The sequence below is a fragment of the Tenuifilum sp. genome, from assembly GCF_037481895.1.
Classification (GTDB): domain Bacteria; phylum Bacteroidota; class Bacteroidia; order Bacteroidales; family Tenuifilaceae; genus Tenuifilum; species Tenuifilum osseticum.
This window is the reverse complement of the sequence record NZ_JBBFKU010000002.1, coordinates 13,847-32,082: the sequence shown is the minus strand read 5'-3', so window position 1 is coordinate 32,082 and position 18,236 is coordinate 13,847. Positions and strand designations below refer to the sequence as shown.

Sequence of the window (18,236 nt, the reverse complement as noted above, 5' to 3'; positions counted from 1 at the left end):
AATCATTTCAGAAGAAAGTTCAGATAAATATAAATGGCAGGCAAAGTTGCTATACTCAGTATGGTGGAGACAAACAGATTACCCGCAGCAAGCTGGTAGTTTCCACCATACCTTCTGCTCATTACCACTATTATTGTTTGGCAGGGCATAGCCATTTGCATTACAAGAACAATAAAGGCTTCGCTCGAAATTTGCAGGTTGAAAAATCGGAATATCCATAGGTAAATAAAGCCCAAAAAAACTGGTAATAAAATCAACTTATTGAGGCTAAGCAGGTAAATACTTTTATGGCTTACGGATTTACGAATACCCAACCCCATAAGCAAAGCCCCAATGTAAACCATTGATAGGGGGCTGGTAGCCTTACCCAATCCACTCAGGGCATCTATTAAAAACGCTGGAATTTTTATGCCAAAGGCAGTAATTGTAAAGCCAATTAGCAAGGCAAAGGTGTTGATGTTAAGCAAACTTTTTAACCCCGATTTTGCTTGACCAGCACTTAGCCTGTATATCCCGTAGGTGAAAGTAACCGAGTTTGAAGCAAGCTGGTATGCAGCTGCATAGAATATTCCAATTCCTCCTGGGAAAAGAGCATCAAAGAGCGGGTAGCCCAAAAACACAATATTCCCAAACATGGTGTGAAGGCTATGAACCGTAGTGTCTGCTGGGTTCAAGCCCTGGAGGCGTGCCGAAACGGTTCCAGCAAAAAGAGCGATTGCCAGGTTAACAAAGGTAAAACCAAACACCAGTAAACCGTTGATAAGCAGGGTGGGGTTACTGTCAATTTTAGCAAAAGTTGAAAAAATCAGGCAGGGAAGGGTAATGTCGATAATGAAGCGCGACAGGAAGTCTTTGGCTTCGTCCTTAATGATTCCGAAGTAGGAGCCCAAAGCGCCCACTACCATTAAAACGCCAAAAATTAGTAACTGGTGGATAATTACCTCGGAGCCCATATAGCGGTTTAAAACTTCACAAATGTACGTAAATGTGTTTATGTAAAAAAAATAGTTATTTGATGAAAAAGTATTGACTTTTATATAGCTGATGTGTAACTTGGTAAAATAATATGCTTTAAACGTAAAAATTTTCACCATACAGTAGGCCAATACCTTGCAACGAAAAAAAAAATACTTAAAATTGCGGTTGATATATTTAATGTTTAACCCTAAATAGTTAAAAAACAAAGGAAACATCTTAATTTGTCTTGTGATGAAGTCAAAGAAAGATTTTCGGAAACCCGTAAAGAACGATTCTTTCGATTCCGACGAGTTAAAGAGAGCCAAAAAGTTGAAACCCGTTAAAAAGGAGAAGAATTTGAAGCGCTCTTTTTATGAAAAGATTGATGAGTTTGAAGATCTGGACGATTACGATTTGAAAGACTCTTTGGATGAATACTATGATGACGATGCCTATGACGAAGAAGAAGATTACTAAAAAATAAAATAAAATTAAGGCTGAACCTAGGGTTCAGCCTTTTTTTGTTGTATGGATTATTGTTTTAACCTTTAATCACACTTTTATCCTTAACGTAAACCGGGCGCTCAATGGCTTGGTCAAGGGAAATAAAAGTTTCTGTTCTTGAAATACCAGGGATATTCTGAATGGTGTTAACCAACACGTCCATCAGGTGCTCGTTATCGCGGCAGAAAATTTTTAGTAAAAGGGCATATTCCCCTGTGATAAAATGGCACTCCACCACCTCGGGCATCATTTTAAGAGCCTCAATTACTCCTGCGTAAAGATTAGTGGATACAAGTTGTACCCCAACAAAAGCGCAAACATCAAAGCCTAGCGCTTTGGGTTTAACAACCATTCGCGAACCGGCAATAATACCGGCATCTTCCATTTTCTTAACCCGTTGGTGAATAGCGGCTCCCGATATTCCACATTCACGAGCAATTTCCAAAAAAGGCATTCGTGCATTCTTAACCAAGTACGACAGTATTTTTTGGTCAATTGCATCAACCTTGTAATTTTCAGCCATAGAAGTTACAATATGTAATTAAAATTGGTATAAAAATAATGCAATGATAAAAAAAATACAAGAAATGTTACAAACTTTTACATGTTTTTCCTCATGTTTGGTGGAGTGAAAATAAAAAAAGGGGAAGAACTCCCCTTGTAGTGGCCTTACCAGGACTCGAACCTGGATCTAAAGTTTAGGAAACTTCCGTTCTATCCCTTGAACTATAAGGCCAAATTGCTCGGCAAAGATATTACTTAATTTATTTTTTTGCAACAGGTTTGCGATTGTTGGTTTAGAAACTCTACTCTGAAATTACTACAGTTTCTTGGTTGTTGTCCAGGTTAACCAGGCGATAGCTCATTTCGCCCATGCCTAACGTTTTAGCATACTGAATTTGCCTGTAACCGCTTACACGGTTAACTTCCAGGAATGGATCTGCGCATCCGTGGGCTTTAGCCACGAGGTCGTGGCTTGCTTTTTCAATGGCTACAATGTCAGTTGATGCCAAAATACCAATGTTTGGGACAAAAGGCTTTCCGGGGTTTCGGGAGCAATCGCACGATGTTGATATATCGACCAAGACATTTATGAAAACCATTTTTTTATGACGGTCGTAAATTGCCTTAGCGTATTCAGCAAGTCGCTCACAGAATACAGTTTGAACATCTACGTCGCCTTTAGGGTAACGTAATGCTTTATTTGGGCAAACATCAATGCATTTTCCACATCCGGTGCACTTATCTACATCAATCCAAATAGGATTAGTTGAAATAGCATTTGCCGGGCATTGCTGTGCGCAGCTATCGCAGTTGGTACAGCGATCCCTATCGCATACAGGGTAATTGTTCCTGTGCATGGCCAGTTTCCCTCGAGGGGTTGCAAACCCCATCGATATATTTTTAATGGCTCCACCAAAGCCAGCTGAACCATGACCTTTAAAATGTGAAATTATTAGGAATGAATTGTACTCATCAATATTTTTCCCGTAGTAAAACTTATTGAAGTGTTTACATCCGGGTACATTTTCAATTACAAGTTCCCCTTTATCATCTAAAATATCGATAGGTGCATAGGTAAATCCATGTTGTTTGGCTAGCGCAATATGGGTTTCGGTTTTTTGTCGCGGACTTTTATATAATACATTGGTTTCAATGAATGTTCCCTGGCAGTCGAGAACAATATCCTTAAATAGTTCCGGTTTAACGTAATAGGTATTGCCTTCTTCGCCAAAATGAACCTTTACGCCTACTTTCCCTTCAAGGTTTTTGGAAATCTGTTTATAAACCTTCATGAACCCCTCCGGTGTAATATCCTTGGTGAAGTAAACGGCTGGTTCATGGTTTGACTTTGAACATGATAACAGGAAAAGGGCAGGTATTAACAGGCGGACTAAGCTTCTCATATCATTTTATTTTTGATGAAAAACAAACTTAATAAAGCAATCACATTCAAAATTAGTAATTTAATGCAAGTGGTTAATAAACAAAAGGATGTTTAATCATAATTGATATTTTTTCTAAATAAAAAAGGGCGAAAAATATCGCCCTTTTTTGGTGAGAGAATTGTTGCTCTTACTTAAAGCCCTTTAAAACAGAGCGGCGTGCACTATCCTGCTGGGCAGGCAGCATGCCACGGCTCGGATATATATTTTTTTCCCAGTCGCCGTACATGGGGTTAGGCAGAACTATAAATCGGCTTCCGAATTCATTTTTGAATTTCTCCACGGTGGGTGTACCCCAGCTATCGCTTCGGTCTTCAAAAACCTCTGAAAAATCGTTAAGGTTATCGCCAATAAGCAGAACTATTTCATAGTTTTCCATTACCTTTTCGCGACGAGCTTTTTTGCTACTCTCATTGTCCCTGAGAATTATGAACTCTGGTTTTGCAAAGGCAAAACCCAGCGAATCGAGGTTGCGAAGGGTAGCGTCAAACTCGTTTACCTTTCGGTTGCTGATGTAGAAAATTGGAATGCCCAACGAATCGCAAAGCTTGCTGAACTCAATGGCACCCGGGGTGGCTTCGGCCCTGGCAAGTTGGCTCCACTCGTTCCAGAACTCGCTCGAGAACTCTTTGTTATCAATTATTTCCTGTGCCTGGAATGGTACATTGTTTAACATGGTCTCATCAATATCAACCACTACTGCTTTAGGTTTTGCAGTTTTTAGCTTCGAATACTGTTTCAACCTTTCCCCGGCAATATTGAAGCCTTGGTAGTACAGGGCTTTCATTTCGGGGGAGTTTTGGTACCAGATGGTGGCGTAAATCAGGTGATCCTGATTAAAGTTTTCCTTTTCGGTTTTTGTTTTACAGGAGATTAACAGCAAAAACGCAAATGCTGCCAGCAGCAAAGTTTTGATTTTCATAGCCTTGTTATTTAGATTGATAGAATTAACGTTACAATGAAAGGCACCAGTATGGTAAGTATAATTCCATGAATAAGCGATGGAATGGCATACTCTTTTCCCGATGCTCTTGAAATTATTGGCAATGTGGTGTCCATGCTTGTGGCTCCCCCCGAGCAGATTGGTGCAACTTTCCCAAAATAGATTGCCATAAGTGGTGCCAGCAGCAGGGTAATAATTTCGCGAATTACATTCGATAGCAAAGCAACAACACCAAGTGCATCGCTATGGTTGTTCTTGATAATAATACTTGAAAGGCTGTAATAGCCATACCCGGCTCCAACAGCCATAAGCTCCTTAATTGAGTATCGTGTAACGAAAATTGATATGAACCAAACCCCAATAGCTGTACCAATAATTGTTGCTAGGGGTATCAGCAGGATTTTTAGATTCATACTTTTGAGAGCTTGAAGCGATCGGGTATCGGAACCTATACTAATTCCTACCAAAAACATAAGCAGGTAAAGCGACAGAGAGCTGTAGTCAACGGAACTAAGCCATTCATTAACTGGCGCATATCGACCAACAATCAACCCCAGCGTGAAAAATGAAAGTATTGTTAAACTCCCTTTCAACTTTAATCGTTTTTAAAAAACAATTTGAACACTACAAACCCCGTTAGAATACTTCCGATTATAGCACCTATTGAGACTATTAGGGCCACAATACCAAGCGTACTCAAGGAGTTCATAATTTGTTCGTTTGAACCTATACTAACGCCCATCATGAAAAGAAGCAGGTATATGGCATAAGTGATAAGTTTCTCATTACCGGAAATAAAACGCTGCTTTGCTCTTAAAAGAAAACCAAGCAACATACCCCCAGCCATTATGCTTACAACCGTAATCAAATCATCAAAAATTTTGGCAATAATAGCAATAAATGTGATAAATTTGATATGAACAGGAAACGGTAGGATTTGTTTATAACTAAAATCGATATAAAATGTACCCCGACTACCACATGCATACCAACTTTTCCGACGGACATCATACTCACGATGAAATGGTTTATGCGGCAGAGGCATCAGGGATTTACGAAATAGGTTTCACGGATCATATATCGCTTAAACCTATTGGCTGGGCAATGGATTTGGGAAGAGTTCCTGAACTGATTGATACAGTAAATCGTATTCAGCACAAATCCAATTCAGTAACCATTCGGTTTGGAGCCGAGGTGGATTATATTCCCAATTTGGTTAATGAAACCCGAGGTGTTTTACAATCTATTCCCTTGGATTATACCATTGGTTCGGTTCACTTTATTGATGATTGGAATTTTGATACCGATATTAACGGTTACCAGGGCATTGATATTGATGATTTTTACCGCACCTATTTCAAACTTGTTAGCGAGGCAGCACAAACCGGGATGTTCGATATTATTGGCCATGCCGATTTAGCAAAAAAATTTGCAGTTTACCCTACGTTTAAGCTGCAGAAAATTTACGAAAGGTGTGCACAAATTTTTAGCGATTGCGGTGTGGTGGTTGAGCTCAATACCAGCGGAAAAAATAAGCCCTGTGCCGAATTTTACCCATCGGTCGATTTTCTCGAAATCCTTCATCACTACCGGGTGCCCATTACCCTGGGTAGCGATGCTCATGTTGAGCAAAACATTGGGCAGTACTTTGATGAGGCCGTTAACCTCCTTAAATCGTTAGGATACAAGGAAATAATTACCTTTAACCAACGAAAACGGATACCAATCAATATTTAGCTTTGATAACAGCCTACTAATTCATAGTTTTGCTCAAACATAACACGGCAATTTATTGCTGTATACCTTTAACCCGATGAGCAAAATTGAAACCGATTTCCTAATAATTGGGTCAGGCATAGGTGGGCTGAGTTTTGCCCTAAAGGTAGCCGACCATGCAAAGGTCATAGTTGTTACTAAGGATAGATTAGACGAAACCAATACAGCATACGCGCAGGGGGGCATAGCCGCTGTAACGTACGACCCCGATACTCCCGAAAAGCATATACACGATACCCTCGTTTGTGGCGATGGCCTTTGCAACGAGGATGTTGTTCGCATAGTGGTTAACGAAGCCCCTTCCCAGATTAAGCAGCTTATTAGCTGGGGTGTTAAGTTTGACCGAAAGCCCAACGGTCAGTACGATTTGGCTCGTGAGGGCGGGCACTCGGAGCACCGTATACTACACCACAAGGATAATACCGGCGCGGAAATACAAAAGGTTTTAAGCAACAAGGTAAGAAATCATCCCAACATTGCCGTTTACGAGAATTACTTTGCTGTTGAAATAATCACCCAGCACCACCTTGGACAGGAGGTTAAACGGGGAAATCCTGATATTACATGTTTCGGAGCTTACGTACTAAACCTTAAAACACAGGAGGTACACACTTTCCTGAGCCGAGTAACTGTTTTGGCAACTGGTGGAACTGGCAATATTTACAACACAACTACAAACCCTCCTGTTGCCACAGGCGATGGCATTGCCATGGTTTACCGGGCAAAGGGACAAGTTGAAAATATGGCCTTTGTGCAGTTTCACCCCACATCGCTTTACAATCCGGGCGAACGCCCCTCGTTCCTTATAACCGAAGCCATGCGAGGGTTTGGAGGTGTGCTTAAAACCATCGATGGTAAGGAATTCATGCAAAAGTACGACCCTAGGGGGTCGCTTGCACCGCGCGATATTGTTGCCCGAGCCATTGATAACGAGATGAAGGTTAGGGGCGAAGACTATGTTTACCTTGATGTTACCTTCAAGGAACCAAAGGAGATAATTGACCATTTCCCAAACATTTACCAGAAATGCTTATCGCTTGGCATTGACATTACAAAGGATATGATACCTGTTGTTCCTGCTGCACATTACATGTGTGGTGGTATTAAAGTCGATACTAATGCTCAATCAACCATAAAAAGGCTTTACGCAGTAGGTGAATGCTCATCAACCGGTTTACATGGTGCCAATAGGTTAGCCTCAAATTCGCTTATTGAGGCAATTGTTTATGCACATCGTGGTGCACAACATTCCATGGAACACTATAAGAGCTATGAAATAAACCGCTCTATACCCGAATGGGACTACGAGGGAACAATTCATAACGAGGAGATGGTACTTATCACTCAGAGCTACCGTGAGATGCAGCAGATTATGAGTAGTTACGTGGGAATTGTTCGTTCAAACCTCCGCTTACAGCGAGCATTAACTCGCCTGGAAATACTTTACCGTGAAACCGAGGAGCTCTACAAGAAATCAATTCTTACCCAAAAACTATGCGAACTCCGGAATATGATTAACGTTGGTTACCTCATAATAAAATCGGCTCAGGAAATGCACGAGAGTAGAGGGCTACACTACTCAATTGATTATCCAAAGCAAAAAGGGCAGGAGTTTTAGGATATCTGGGTTAATTAATTTTACCCAGACCTATTATTTTACTGCATATCTATCTGTAAACAACGGCCAAAATAAACTCTCATTACTATTTAAGAGTCTTTTAAGTGCTTGTTAAATAAGCAGTAGCACTTATTTTTTTGAACTTTTCACTCCTGTGTATTGTTTATAAAAAAAATTCAGGAATCATGATTAGGATAATTATTACATCATTAGCCACAGCGATATCAGTACTTTCAATGGCACAGAATACTCTTTTAACACAAAGGGTAACGGAACTCAATTTTTACCAATTGCCTTACCAATACGCAGCTCTAGAGCCAGCAATTGATGCCCTAACCGTTGAAATTCACTACAGCCGTCACCACAAGGCTTACTTCGATAATTTTTTAAAGCAGGCTAGTGATTTAAAGCTGACCGAAAAATCGCTTAATGAAATTTTTGCAAAAGTGTCCGAGTACCCTGCTGGAATTAGGAATAACGGAGGGGGATACTATAACCATGTACTTTACTGGGAAATACTAAAACCTGGGAATCGAAAGGGTTTGAGCCCAACCCTAAACAAAGCAATAGCCGATGAGTTTGGTTCAGTTGAAAACCTTATTGCTCAAATGAACGATGCTGCACTAAAACGTTTTGGTAGCGGTTGGGCCTGGCTTGTGGTCGATGGCAATGGAAAGCTCAAAATTGGCTCTACCCCCAATCAGGATAATCCGCTAATGGATGTGTCCGATTTTAAAGGCATCCCCCTTATAGGGATAGATGTTTGGGAACACGCTTACTACCTTAAGTACCAGAATAAGCGAGCTGAATACGTTAATAACTTTTGGAGCCTTATAAACTGGGAAGTTGTATCGGAGCTATACAATGAAGTGGTTAAGAAAAAGTAATTTTTCTCCCAAAAAAAATGCAACCCGGTAAAGGTTGCATTTTTTACTTTCTACCAACCGGCATTTCAAGCCATCTTTCAAGGGTGAAATAGATACTATCGCGCAACGGTTTTGGGAAATCCTTAATGCGGGTTGAGTGGCTACCTGACGGGCAAACCATTTTAACTGCATTGGTTTTTGTCCCGGGGTCAACTGCGGTTGAACTCCATGCGTCGTTCTGTCCGTAAATGTAAAGCATGTAGTTGCCCGAATCCCTTACCCACCTGTAAACATCGAGCATGGCTGAAGAGTCGTAGCTCACCGTGTGACCCTTAGGAAGGGTAAACTCAAAGGTGATATTTTTTTTATCGGGGAGGTAGTTCCTGAATGGCTCTATGTTATAGCCATACATTCCTATTTGGGTCATTGCCTGATAGAAGAATGGCCTTACCTTTTCTATCTCTTTTTCCTCGAAAAAGGTAAAGGGATTTACCTTAGACCAATGCTCAAATAGAACCGAAGGCTGTGAGTTGCCTGCAGGGATATCGGAGCAGCTATACCCCCATTGCCAAAAGGCAAACTCATATTCAAGTACGCTTAAGTCGTAAGAACGACTAATTCCCATGGTAAATTGCCACTTGTTTTTTTGAGCAAGGCCCTCGAACATTGGGAGTAAGGTGTTCTTATTCCTAAAGAGAGCAATTTGAAATTCTCTAATTTTTTTTCGGCATTCGGCAGAGCCTACCTTGCTAAGGAATTCGTAAACACGTTTATCTTCACATGAAAAGTTAAGTGGAGCCACGTAAGGAACGCTAACATCAACGTCGTTTGGGTAAAACCTGCGGTGGAAAATGGTGGCCTGTCCGCTCTTGCTTATGCCAGTCGAAATCCATTTCCCCTGGTAGTGGGGTTTAAATGCCGATATTACGGTATGCGCATCGGCTGCCGCCTGGCGTATGTTGAGGTAGCTCCATGGTATGGAATCCGCTGGCCTGCTTTTTGAAAAGAACCGATGTTCAATGGTTAGCTGATTTGCTTCCAGAATGCGGGTAAGTTCATTGGGGCGGGAGGTGTACATAGTATACCCGTCAATTACTACCACCATGGGACGCGTAAAGCTTCGGTGCGAATAGTATGCCCTTAATGGAAATTTTTCGCTATTATGGTTATTGTGGTCAAGCGGAACGCTAAACCATACCTCGTATGTTGTTTGAAACAAGGGGTCGTTATCAATCACCTTAAAACTATCGACAATAGGTATTGATTTAAGAACTTGCTCCGCAACGGGGTTTTGCCGCTGAAAAGCCAATAGGAACAAGCAAATAGTAATCAAAAGCAAGAGGGGTGAGAAAATTCGCTTCATAACTGTTTGTGTAAGGTTCAACTAAAATAATACTTTACAATGATTCATGCTCAGTTCTTCGTATAATTTCGTTTTGCAGGGCTTCGCCCAAATCGTTAAAGTAGTCGGAGTAGCCAGCAACGCGAACAATCAGGTCGCGGTATTTTTCTGGATGTTTTTGCGCATCGCGTAGGGTATTGGCGCTCACCACGTTGAATTGAATGTGGTGTCCATCGAGCTTAAAGTAGCTGCGTATTAGCATCACAAGCTTATCAAGGCTTTCATCGGTGCTGAAAAACGAGGGCGAGAATTTTTGGTTAAGAAGCGTTCCTCCTGTTTTAATATGGTCAATCTTGGAGCACGATAGGATTACTCCGGTAGGCCCTTTGCGGTCAGCACCCTGAACCGGGCTAATCCCTTCGCTCAGCGGTTCAAAGGCCTTCCGGCCATCGGGCATAGCACCAATTTTGCTCCCAAAGTAAACGTGGCTGGTGGTGGGTAACATATTTATGCGAAATACCCCACCACGGTATGTTGGGCGTCCGTTTACAGCCTTGTAAAAACTATTAAAAACCATTACTGCATGCCTGTCGGCATACTCGTCGTTGTTTCCCCACTTTGGGGTTTCATAAATCAGTTTATAGCGTAAATCATCGTAACCATCAAAGTTTGATGACAATGCGAACAACGTCTCTTTCATTCCAACGCTGCCGTCTTCGTAAACGTGTTTTCTAATTGCGGTCAGATTATCGGTGATACTTCCTAGTCCAACCCCCTGAATATAGCTTGTGTTATAGCGGGCTCCTCCAGCGTTATAGTCGGTTGCGTTGGCAATGCAATCGTCAATAAGTAGCGAAAGAAATGGAACAGGCATATGCATTGCCCAAAGTTTTTCAACTACTAGGTTGCCTTCAATTTTAATGTCGATAAAGTAGTTAAGTTGGCGTTCAAAGGCTTCGTAGAGATCTTCAAATGAATTAAAGTTTTCGGGATTTCCTGTTTCCAAGCCAATTTTTTTGCCAGTTAAAGGGTCAACCCCATTATGTAGAGTGATCTCAAGAACCTTGTTAAGGTTGAAGTAACCGGTTAGGAAGTATGCCTCGGTTCCAAAGGCTCCGGTTTCAACGCAACCACTTGCCCCACCATTGCGCGCATCGGTAAGCGATTTGCCTTGGCTGAGTAGCTGCTGAACAATGGCATCGGTATTGAAAAACGAGGGTTGACCAAACCCTGTCTTGGTTATTTTTACGGCTCTCTTTACAAACCTATCAGGGTTTTTCTTACTTACCTGAACCATGCTACTGGGCTGAAGTAAGCGCATCTCCTCAATCACATCGAGTATAATGTATGTAAGTTCGTTTACTGCATCGGAACCATCCTCTTTAACTCCGCCAAGGTTTATAAGCGCAAAATCGGTATATGTGTTACTTTCCTGTGCAGTAACACCCATTTTGGGAGGCGATGGGTGATTGTTAAACTTAACCCAGAAAGCCTGCAGAAGCTCAATGGCCTGCTCCTGGGTAATGGTCCCGTTTTCGATATCCCGACGGTAAAAAGGGTATAAGTGCTGGTCCAGCCTACCCGGGTTGAATGAATCCCAGGGATTAAGTTCAGTTATTACACCAATATGAATAAACCAGTAATGCTGAAGCGCCTCGTGAAAGCTTTGGGGTGCATGAGCAGGCACCCTGCGGCAAATGACTTCCATTTTTTGCAGTTCGGCCTTCCGGTTTTCATCGGTTTCCTTTTCAGCCAGTAGATGTAGGGTATCAGCATAACGATTGGCAAAGCCAATTATGGCATTTGCTACAATTCGCATGGCCTCCAACTCATTAACTTTTTCCTTTGTATTTGCTTCTTGTTTAATGCGTTTAAGCGATGAATCGATGTCGCTAATCAGGTCGAGCATTCCCTTTTGGAATACCTTTTTACCCGATACCGTATGTCCAGGTGCCCGTTGCTCCTGAAACTCAGTAAACACACCTGCGCTATAGGCCTGATGCCATTCATTGCTTAGCGAAGCAAAAATTTTTTCACGTAAGGTTTTACCTGTCCAGTAGGGTATAATTATATTGCGATAAGCTTCACGTGTTTCTTCATCAACCCTAAACGAAACCTTAGGACGGGAATTAATAATCTCCAAATCGTCGAGGCTATGCAGGCAAACCTCAGGGTAGGTTGGTGCAGCCTTGGGTGCGGGTCCACGCTCGCCAACTATAAGTTCCCCTGGGTTAATACAAATCTTCTTGTTAAGCATTACATGCTCAAAGGCTCTTGCCCTCTGAAGGGGAATGGGCAAAGTATTGTCGGCATTTTTGTAGAATTCGGTAACCAGTAAGGCTCGCTCAGCCGAGAGTGTGTTAATGGCATCGAGGCTTTGCTTGCGTAATTGTTGTATTCGTTCGGTCATCATATTGTAAAAGTTTTTTTGTTTATCCTCCAATTGTTACAGGAATATCTAAATCATTAAAAAGTGATTTGATTTCGCCAAGCTGATAGGCCGTGTATGGCTTAAGATCTTCAAGCTCGTAAGGTAAATTCATTCTGCTATACTTATCCTTAGCCATATGGTGGTAGGGAAGTAAATCGATACGCTTAACGCATCGCAACGGTTTTACCATTGATTTAATGGCCTCAAGATTGAATAGGTCATCGGTTATGCCAGGAATAAGCGGGATTCTGATAATAGTTGGCGTATTGTTTTGCTCAACTAAGGAAAGATTTTTTAAAATCACCTGGTTTGATTGACCAGTGTAATATTCATGCTTTTGGGGTGAAACCAATTTCAAGTCGAACAGGAAAAGGTTAGTGTAGGGAAAAATAAGGCTAAAAACCTCATTTGATGCAAAACCGCAGGTGTCAATTGCTGTGTGAATACCGTTTGCCCGGCAAAGCTTAAGGGTATTTAGTAAAAACTTTGGTTGCATTAGCGGTTCGCCACCCGAGAAGGTTACCCCTCCCCCCGATTCGTCGAATATTGGGATGTGGGTTTTTACTTGGTCAAAAACCTCTTCGGAAGTCATGTAACTACCAATAGTTTCGGATAAGTTGTACTCCTTACCATCGAGTTTGGTTGTTCGTTGAACCTTTTCCGGTTCATGTTTTTGACTTTCGGGGTTGTGGCACCAAACACAGCGCAGTGGACAACCCTTAAGGAAAACAGTAGTTCTAATTCCAGGACCGTCGTGAACCGAAAAATGTCGAATATCAAAAATTAACCCTTTTTCCATTAGAAAAAATTAAATGATTGAATGTCAACTAAAGGGATTAGCGTTCTAATCCTTTTGAAAATAGATATTGGAAAAAGGAAAATCAGCAAATCCAGCAGGCAAAAAGACCCTTGCCGTTGTTGTGGTAAAGCGTATGTAGCGGTTTGCTGCTCATGTGTGCTACTTAGTCATTTCCAAACAAAAATAAGTTTTTTTACACCGAAATGCAATGAGAAAAGTCAGTTTAAAGATAATCTACCCTTAAACCCTGAACACTTTATCGTTGTAGTATTTAAACTTTTTGGAGAATCAACATAAAGTATTTTTCTTCAAAACTTTATTCAATGTCGTTTAGTTAACAAAAATATACATGACTTTCATCCTGCGCGCAGCGAATGATCTCTATTCGACCCCATAAGATGTTTTGCTAACGCTCAACATGACAATAGTTTCACGTACAACGCTTCCAGCCCCGTAGGGGCGTAATATTTGTAACACTATGATTATTCCAACATGTATAGCGATGCACGCAATGCTTTTTCCAAAGAGCAAGGGAAAAGTGTTGCATCGTATCAGAAAAGCGTGGCAAAGAGCGGTTTTTATGTTCTTTCTTGTCTTGATACAAGAAAGAACCAAAGAAAATCAAGGCTGAAAAGCCCGACCCGATGGGTACCCCGCGGGTGGAACTGCCACGCGATACTATTCGTCACGCCTTAAGCGTGGCTCATGTGGTATCGCTTACTTAGCCCACCGCAACGTTCCACCCCCGACCCATTGCCGGGTCAGGCTTTTATGCCTCTGCTTATGTCATTCTGTGTTGGCTGAGGAATCTCATTAATATATAGGGATGAAAGCACAAAGAGATGCTTCGACTTGGCTCAGCATGACAAAGGGAGTGAGGGAGCCAATGGTGTTGTCATTCCGAGCTAGTCGAGGAATCTTCTTCAAGTATACAGCGACCAGCCCTGTAGGGGCGAAACATTTTTAACCCCATGTCTACTCCCACATGCATAGCGATGCACGCCATACATATGCCGCAAGAGTGAAACGTTGCATCGCAACTGAAGAGCATGGCAAAGAGCGGTTTACAAAAAAGCAACAAGGATTCAAGGTAAAGAGATGCTTCGACTAGCTCAGCATGACTAGGAAGCAGAAAGAAAGATAGGGTTTTTGTCATCCCGAGCAAAGGCGAGGGATCTCTTCAAAGGATTGAAGAGAAAAGAGCAATGAGATACTAAGGCGATGTCTATCCCCATAAATCGGGACTCACTACGACAGTGTGATGTTTCGCTTGCGTGCAACAAGACAAATACCCTTAACTAAACGACATTGAAATTTTATTAAAAAGAAAGCTGCCGAAACTTTACCTTTATGAAAAAATTAGTATTTGATTGATCTTTTTTTAGTTAACATTGTTAAATAAATTAACAGCGTTAATTATATTTGTATAAAATTCGGTAAATCGATGCGGAATAAACTCCTTAAAGAGAAGCGGATGCGTGGCTACTTCATCGAAGCGGCTAAGGAAATCCTTAAGGGGGAGGGCATCGATAGTATGAGCGTTCGTAACATAGCCGACCAGGCTGGCTACTCCTATGCAACCCTATATAACTACTTTAAGGATGTTACCGATGTAATCAACGAGTGTATAAATGACTTTGCAGAAGAGTGTCAGGAGTATGTTGATGATAAAACCCGAAACCTGCCCGATGGGCCTGAGAAGCTTAAAGCCATAATAAAAAGCTATGTGGGATACTTTTTGGAGTACCCCAGCATTTTCGATGTTTTTTTCCTTGAAAAAATCAATAAGATTGAAAAGAAAAGGGACACCTCGCAGCTAATTGTTACACTTCTTGAGCGGTTATGTAAGCCACAATGGAACTACCTGATTAATAATGAGTTCATATCGTCGAGTAGTGCTGAGAAGGCAATAACAATTCTTCGGTACCAGATTCCGGGCATGCTTTTATTCTACCTAAACAGGAGCAACCCCGACAGTCCTAAGGAATTCTACTCGCTAATTGATAACCAGCTCGATAAGTTAATTCGATTTGAAATACCAACCCGTACCACACAAACATTTGAGGAAGTAGTGCTAAAATTTATTTTCGATGGCACTTACCTTGGCGAAAACTATTATTTCTTTATTCATTATACCCGCGAAAAGCAGGTAGTTGATTCAATTCTTAAAACTGGTTTCAAGTATATTGAATCGTTCCATAATTCAGCAGAACAAATTATTGATGACAAGCTCGACTTTCTTTATAAGCATAACATTTATAAACCCTACGGGAATTTTATAGTGGTTATAGGGATTTCGAGAAATATTTTTGATAAGTATGCACAGCTAATTCGTAGCAAGGGTATTAATACCTATATCGAAAATATATTGTGCGACACTGCCCCGGAATTTGACGATGAGGCTGAGGAATATAGGTACACTCTTCCAACCCAGTACATCAAGGGATATGTTAACTATGTAACTGGTGAAACCCTTAAAAATCCGAGTTTCAATCCGGATTATGATTCTCCAAACTTTTTGAATAATCTGAACTCGCTCTAGCTATTTCAGCCTACCGAAGAACATGGTAATAGCCAACCAGTAATCGTTGCTGGATGGGTTCGATTTCCAGAGTGCACTTGAACCGTGTTTCCCTTTATCGGTGGGACAAAATTGGGTTACCAGGTTTTGTCGTTTGATAGCTTCAATTAACCCCTTTGCGGATGAGCACTCTGCTTTAGATGAAAGCACGATTACAGGAACAGAGATATCCTTAATTTTTGACGACACAAACTCAGGTGTATCAAAATACTCACCTGGAGAAAATGCAACAACGGCTTTGGTGCGCAAATCCTTGGCGGTTTGAATCAGAGCTAGCGATGCTGAGTATGAACTACCCCAGAGCACAAAGGGTAAATCGGTTTGCCTTTTAACGTATGCAATAGCCGCCTCAATGTCGGGTATGGCATCGGTGTAGTTCTGGGGCAAGCCCTTTTCCTTTGCCCTTTTAGCCGTTTCGTTCACAACACCGTTAACCTCATTGCCCGATCGCAAATCAACAGCTATGCAGTTATAACCGAGGTTAACAATTTTTGGAGCAATTTCAATATATTCACCCCTACTATATCGGGCCTGATGTAAAAGAATAACGTATGGTTTATCAGAGGCTAAAAAATACAAATCGGCAGTAACCTCTATGCCATCCTTTGCTGGAAACGATATTTTTTGCTGTGCCATAGTTTCATTCAAATTCAGAATGAACGCAAAGAGTATAGTTAACCAAGCGTTTTTTTTCATGGACTAAAAGGTTTGGTTAATCTCCTCCGAGACAATTGAAATCACATCATTTTCAACACCCACAAATCCTCCAGCGGGTATGGCAAAGAATAGTTCAGCGCCATCGTTCCTGACTATTTTTACTACTCCAGGTTCAAGCGACGAAATAATTGGGGCATGCTTTTTCAGTATTCCAAACGAACCCTTTGTGCCGGGTACTTGAACGTAGTAAACATCCTCAACTTGGAAAAACTTTTCAACGGAGTAGAGCTCGCAAATCATAACCTACTGTTTTTTTGCTTCGGCAAGCATTCGTTCGCCTTTCTCTATTGCCTCCTCAATGGTTCCAACAAAGCTAAACGCTGCTTCGGGGTATTGGTCAACCTCGCCGTCCATAATCATATTAAATCCTTTGATGGTATCCTTAATGCTGACCATCACCCCTTTCATACCAGTATAGGCCTCGGCCACGTGGAAAGGTTGCGAAAGGAATCGCTGAACACGGCGAGCACGGTGAACCACCAGCTTGTCGTCTTCCGATAGTTCGTCCATACCCAGAATTGCAATGATATCCTGCAACTCCTTGTAGCGTTGAAGCAGGTTTTTAACCCTTTGAGCCGTGTTGTAGTGTTCTTCGCCCACCACTTCGGGGGTCAAGATACGCGATGTGGAATCGAGTGGGTTAACCGCGGGATAAATCCCCAACTCCGCTATTTTACGGTCAAGTACAGTGGTTGCATCAAGGTGGCTGAATGTAGTTGCAGGCGCGGGGTCGGTAAGGTCGTCGGCGGGAACGTAGATGGCCTGTACGGATGTAATAGAACCTTTTTTGGTTGAGGTGATACGTTCCTGCATTAAACCCATTTCGGTAGCCAGCGTGGGTTGGTAGCCTACAGCCGAAGGCATACGGCCAAGCAGTGCCGATACCTCAGAGCCTGCTTGGGTAAAGCGGAAAATATTATCGATAAAGAAAAGTATATCGCGCCCCTGGCCATCCTCCCCACCATCGCGGAACGATTCTGCAACCGTTAATCCGGAAAGGGCAACCGTGGCACGTGCCCCGGGAGGCTCATTCATCTGACCAAATATCAGAGTGGCTTGGGACTTTTCAAGTTCTTCGGTATCAACTAAACTCAAGTCCCACCCCCCTTTTAGCATTGATTCCTTAAATTCTTTTCCGTATTTTATTACATCGGATTCAATCATTTCCCTGAGTAGGTCGTTCCCTTCACGGGTGCGCTCACCAACCCCTGCAAAAACTGACATACCGCTATACCCCTTGGCGATATTGTTGATGAGCTCCATGATGATAACCGTTTTACCTACTCCTGCACCACCAAATAATCCAATTTTACCTCCTTTTGAGTAGGGTTCAAGCAGGTCAATAACTTTAATTCCCGTATATAGGATTTCCTTTTGGGTGCTTAGCTGGTCAAATTTTGGTGGTTTACTGTGAACCTGATAGTTACTTTGGCGGTCAACCAGTGGAAGACCATCAATGGTTTCGCCAATCACATTTAGTAAACGGCCTTTTATTTTGTTGCCCACTGGCATGGTTATCGACTTGCCAGTTGCTCGTACTTTCATACCGCGCGAAAGGCCATCGGTTGAGTCCATAGCAATGGCCCTAATAGTACTTTCACCAATATGTTGCTGGCACTCCAGAACCAGTATGGTATTATCGGGCCGGGTCAACTCAAGAGCCTCGTAAATTGAAGGTAACTTTTCCTTACTGGGAAAGGCCACGTCAACAACTGGACCGATAATCTGAACAACTTCACCAAAATTGTCTGACATA

General features: G+C 41.9%; 17 protein-coding genes and 1 tRNA gene. 5 read left to right on the top strand and 13 right to left on the bottom strand.

The window, feature by feature from the left end; all coding sequences use genetic code 11:
* Positions 1-2 precede the first annotated feature (2 nt).
* A complete protein-coding gene (locus WHS63_RS00785; RefSeq protein WP_445203461.1) occupies positions 3-953 on the bottom strand; it encodes an AEC family transporter in 951 nt (316 codons plus the stop codon).
* A 256-nt stretch (positions 954-1,209) separates the two neighbouring features.
* Here WHS63_RS00785 and WHS63_RS00780 point away from each other — a divergent pair, with 256 nt between their 5' ends.
* The gene (locus tag WHS63_RS00780) at positions 1,210-1,434 is read left to right on the top strand and encodes a hypothetical protein (protein ID WP_445203460.1); all 225 of its coding nucleotides are present in this window, start codon (positions 1,210-1,212) and stop codon (positions 1,432-1,434) included.
* Between the two features lie 64 nt (positions 1,435-1,498).
* Here the strand turns inward: WHS63_RS00780 and WHS63_RS00775 are convergent, their stop codons facing one another.
* The 6 genes from WHS63_RS00775 to WHS63_RS00750 form a co-directional block, all read right to left on the bottom strand.
* Positions 1,499-1,984: an Lrp/AsnC ligand binding domain-containing protein gene (locus tag WHS63_RS00775; protein ID WP_445203459.1), complete on the bottom strand. Its 486-nt coding sequence runs from the start codon at positions 1,982-1,984 to the stop codon at positions 1,499-1,501.
* Positions 1,985-2,125: 141 nt separating this feature from the next.
* A tRNA-Arg gene (locus WHS63_RS00770) sits at positions 2,126-2,197 on the bottom strand.
* 70 nt (positions 2,198-2,267) lie between these two features.
* A complete protein-coding gene (locus tag WHS63_RS00765; protein ID WP_445203458.1) occupies positions 2,268-3,368 on the bottom strand; it encodes a DUF362 domain-containing protein in 1,101 nt (366 codons plus the stop codon).
* Between the two features lie 169 nt (positions 3,369-3,537).
* On the bottom strand, positions 3,538-4,329 hold the full coding sequence (locus tag WHS63_RS00760; protein ID WP_445203457.1) for a 5'-nucleotidase, lipoprotein e(P4) family: 792 nt from the start codon (positions 4,327-4,329) through the stop codon (positions 3,538-3,540).
* Between the two features lie 11 nt (positions 4,330-4,340).
* Complete coding sequence (locus WHS63_RS00755) at positions 4,341-4,943, bottom strand: lysine exporter LysO family protein (protein ID WP_445203456.1); 603 nt, start codon at positions 4,941-4,943, stop codon at positions 4,341-4,343.
* Between the two features lie 2 nt (positions 4,944-4,945).
* Positions 4,946-5,218 carry a LysO family transporter gene (locus WHS63_RS00750; RefSeq protein WP_445203455.1) on the bottom strand — a complete coding sequence of 91 codons (273 nt, stop codon included), beginning with the start codon at positions 5,216-5,218 and terminating at the stop codon, positions 4,946-4,948.
* Positions 5,219-5,313: 95 nt separating this feature from the next.
* Here WHS63_RS00750 and WHS63_RS00745 point away from each other — a divergent pair, with 95 nt between their 5' ends.
* From WHS63_RS00745 to WHS63_RS00735, 3 genes are all read left to right on the top strand, one after another.
* Positions 5,314-6,087 carry a histidinol-phosphatase HisJ family protein gene (locus tag WHS63_RS00745; protein WP_445203454.1) on the top strand — a complete coding sequence of 258 codons (774 nt, stop codon included), beginning with the start codon at positions 5,314-5,316 and terminating at the stop codon, positions 6,085-6,087.
* Between the two features lie 76 nt (positions 6,088-6,163).
* The gene (nadB, locus tag WHS63_RS00740; protein WP_445203453.1) at positions 6,164-7,744 is read left to right on the top strand and encodes an L-aspartate oxidase; all 1,581 of its coding nucleotides are present in this window, start codon (positions 6,164-6,166) and stop codon (positions 7,742-7,744) included.
* A gap of 185 nt (positions 7,745-7,929) precedes the next feature.
* The gene (locus WHS63_RS00735; RefSeq protein ID WP_445203452.1) at positions 7,930-8,631 is read left to right on the top strand and encodes a superoxide dismutase; all 702 of its coding nucleotides are present in this window, start codon (positions 7,930-7,932) and stop codon (positions 8,629-8,631) included.
* A 43-nt stretch (positions 8,632-8,674) separates the two neighbouring features.
* Here WHS63_RS00735 and WHS63_RS00730 read toward each other — a convergent pair whose 3' ends face one another.
* The 3 genes from WHS63_RS00730 to WHS63_RS00720 are packed head-to-tail and all read right to left on the bottom strand — an operon-like array spanning position 8,675 to position 13,182.
* Positions 8,675-9,973, bottom strand: coding sequence for a S28 family serine protease (locus WHS63_RS00730; protein WP_445203451.1), 1,299 nt, complete (start codon positions 9,971-9,973; stop codon positions 8,675-8,677).
* 34 nt (positions 9,974-10,007) lie between these two features.
* A complete protein-coding gene (gene hypD, locus WHS63_RS00725) occupies positions 10,008-12,365 on the bottom strand; it encodes a trans-4-hydroxy-L-proline dehydratase (RefSeq protein WP_445203450.1) in 2,358 nt (785 codons plus the stop codon).
* A gap of 19 nt (positions 12,366-12,384) precedes the next feature.
* Positions 12,385-13,182, bottom strand: coding sequence for a glycyl-radical enzyme activating protein (locus WHS63_RS00720; RefSeq protein ID WP_445203449.1), 798 nt, complete (start codon positions 13,180-13,182; stop codon positions 12,385-12,387).
* A gap of 1,444 nt (positions 13,183-14,626) precedes the next feature.
* Here WHS63_RS00720 and WHS63_RS00715 point away from each other — a divergent pair.
* A complete protein-coding gene (locus WHS63_RS00715; protein WP_445203448.1) occupies positions 14,627-15,724 on the top strand; it encodes a TetR/AcrR family transcriptional regulator in 1,098 nt (365 codons plus the stop codon).
* Here WHS63_RS00715 and WHS63_RS00710 read toward each other — a convergent pair whose 3' ends face one another.
* The 3 genes from WHS63_RS00710 to atpD are packed head-to-tail and all read right to left on the bottom strand — an operon-like array spanning position 15,725 to position 18,235.
* Positions 15,725-16,459: an alpha/beta hydrolase gene (locus WHS63_RS00710; RefSeq protein WP_445203447.1), complete on the bottom strand. Its 735-nt coding sequence runs from the start codon at positions 16,457-16,459 to the stop codon at positions 15,725-15,727.
* A 3-nt stretch (positions 16,460-16,462) separates the two neighbouring features.
* A complete protein-coding gene (locus tag WHS63_RS00705; RefSeq protein WP_445199338.1) occupies positions 16,463-16,720 on the bottom strand; it encodes a F0F1 ATP synthase subunit epsilon in 258 nt (85 codons plus the stop codon).
* Positions 16,721-16,723: 3 nt separating this feature from the next.
* Positions 16,724-18,235 carry a F0F1 ATP synthase subunit beta gene (gene atpD, locus WHS63_RS00700; protein WP_445203446.1) on the bottom strand — a complete coding sequence of 504 codons (1,512 nt, stop codon included), beginning with the start codon at positions 18,233-18,235 and terminating at the stop codon, positions 16,724-16,726.
* Between the last annotated feature and the right edge of the window lies 1 nt (position 18,236).

Excerpts from the sequence above, each read along its gene's own strand:
- WHS63_RS00785 (WP_445203461.1), bottom strand. The coding sequence starts at position 953 with ATGGGCTCCGAGGTAATTATCCACCAGTTACTAATTTTTGGCGTTTTA.
- WHS63_RS00780 (WP_445203460.1), top strand. The coding sequence starts at position 1,210 with ATGAAGTCAAAGAAAGATTTTCGGAAACCCGTAAAGAACGATTCTTTC.
- WHS63_RS00775 (WP_445203459.1), bottom strand. The coding sequence starts at position 1,984 with ATGGCTGAAAATTACAAGGTTGATGCAATTGACCAAAAAATACTGTCG.
- WHS63_RS00765 (WP_445203458.1), bottom strand. The coding sequence starts at position 3,368 with ATGAGAAGCTTAGTCCGCCTGTTAATACCTGCCCTTTTCCTGTTATCA.
- WHS63_RS00760 (WP_445203457.1), bottom strand. The coding sequence starts at position 4,329 with ATGAAAATCAAAACTTTGCTGCTGGCAGCATTTGCGTTTTTGCTGTTA.
- WHS63_RS00745 (WP_445203454.1), top strand. The coding sequence starts at position 5,314 with ATGTACCCCGACTACCACATGCATACCAACTTTTCCGACGGACATCAT.
- nadB (WP_445203453.1), top strand. The coding sequence starts at position 6,164 with ATGAGCAAAATTGAAACCGATTTCCTAATAATTGGGTCAGGCATAGGT.
- WHS63_RS00735 (WP_445203452.1), top strand. The coding sequence starts at position 7,930 with ATGATTAGGATAATTATTACATCATTAGCCACAGCGATATCAGTACTT.
- WHS63_RS00730 (WP_445203451.1), bottom strand. The coding sequence starts at position 9,973 with ATGAAGCGAATTTTCTCACCCCTCTTGCTTTTGATTACTATTTGCTTG.
- hypD (WP_445203450.1), bottom strand. The coding sequence starts at position 12,365 with ATGATGACCGAACGAATACAACAATTACGCAAGCAAAGCCTCGATGCC.
- WHS63_RS00720 (WP_445203449.1), bottom strand. The coding sequence starts at position 13,182 with ATGGAAAAAGGGTTAATTTTTGATATTCGACATTTTTCGGTTCACGAC.
- WHS63_RS00715 (WP_445203448.1), top strand. The coding sequence starts at position 14,627 with ATGCGGAATAAACTCCTTAAAGAGAAGCGGATGCGTGGCTACTTCATC.
- WHS63_RS00710 (WP_445203447.1), bottom strand. The coding sequence starts at position 16,459 with ATGAAAAAAAACGCTTGGTTAACTATACTCTTTGCGTTCATTCTGAAT.
- WHS63_RS00705 (WP_445199338.1), bottom strand. The coding sequence starts at position 16,720 with ATGATTTGCGAGCTCTACTCCGTTGAAAAGTTTTTCCAAGTTGAGGAT.
- atpD (WP_445203446.1), bottom strand. The coding sequence starts at position 18,235 with ATGTCAGACAATTTTGGTGAAGTTGTTCAGATTATCGGTCCAGTTGTT.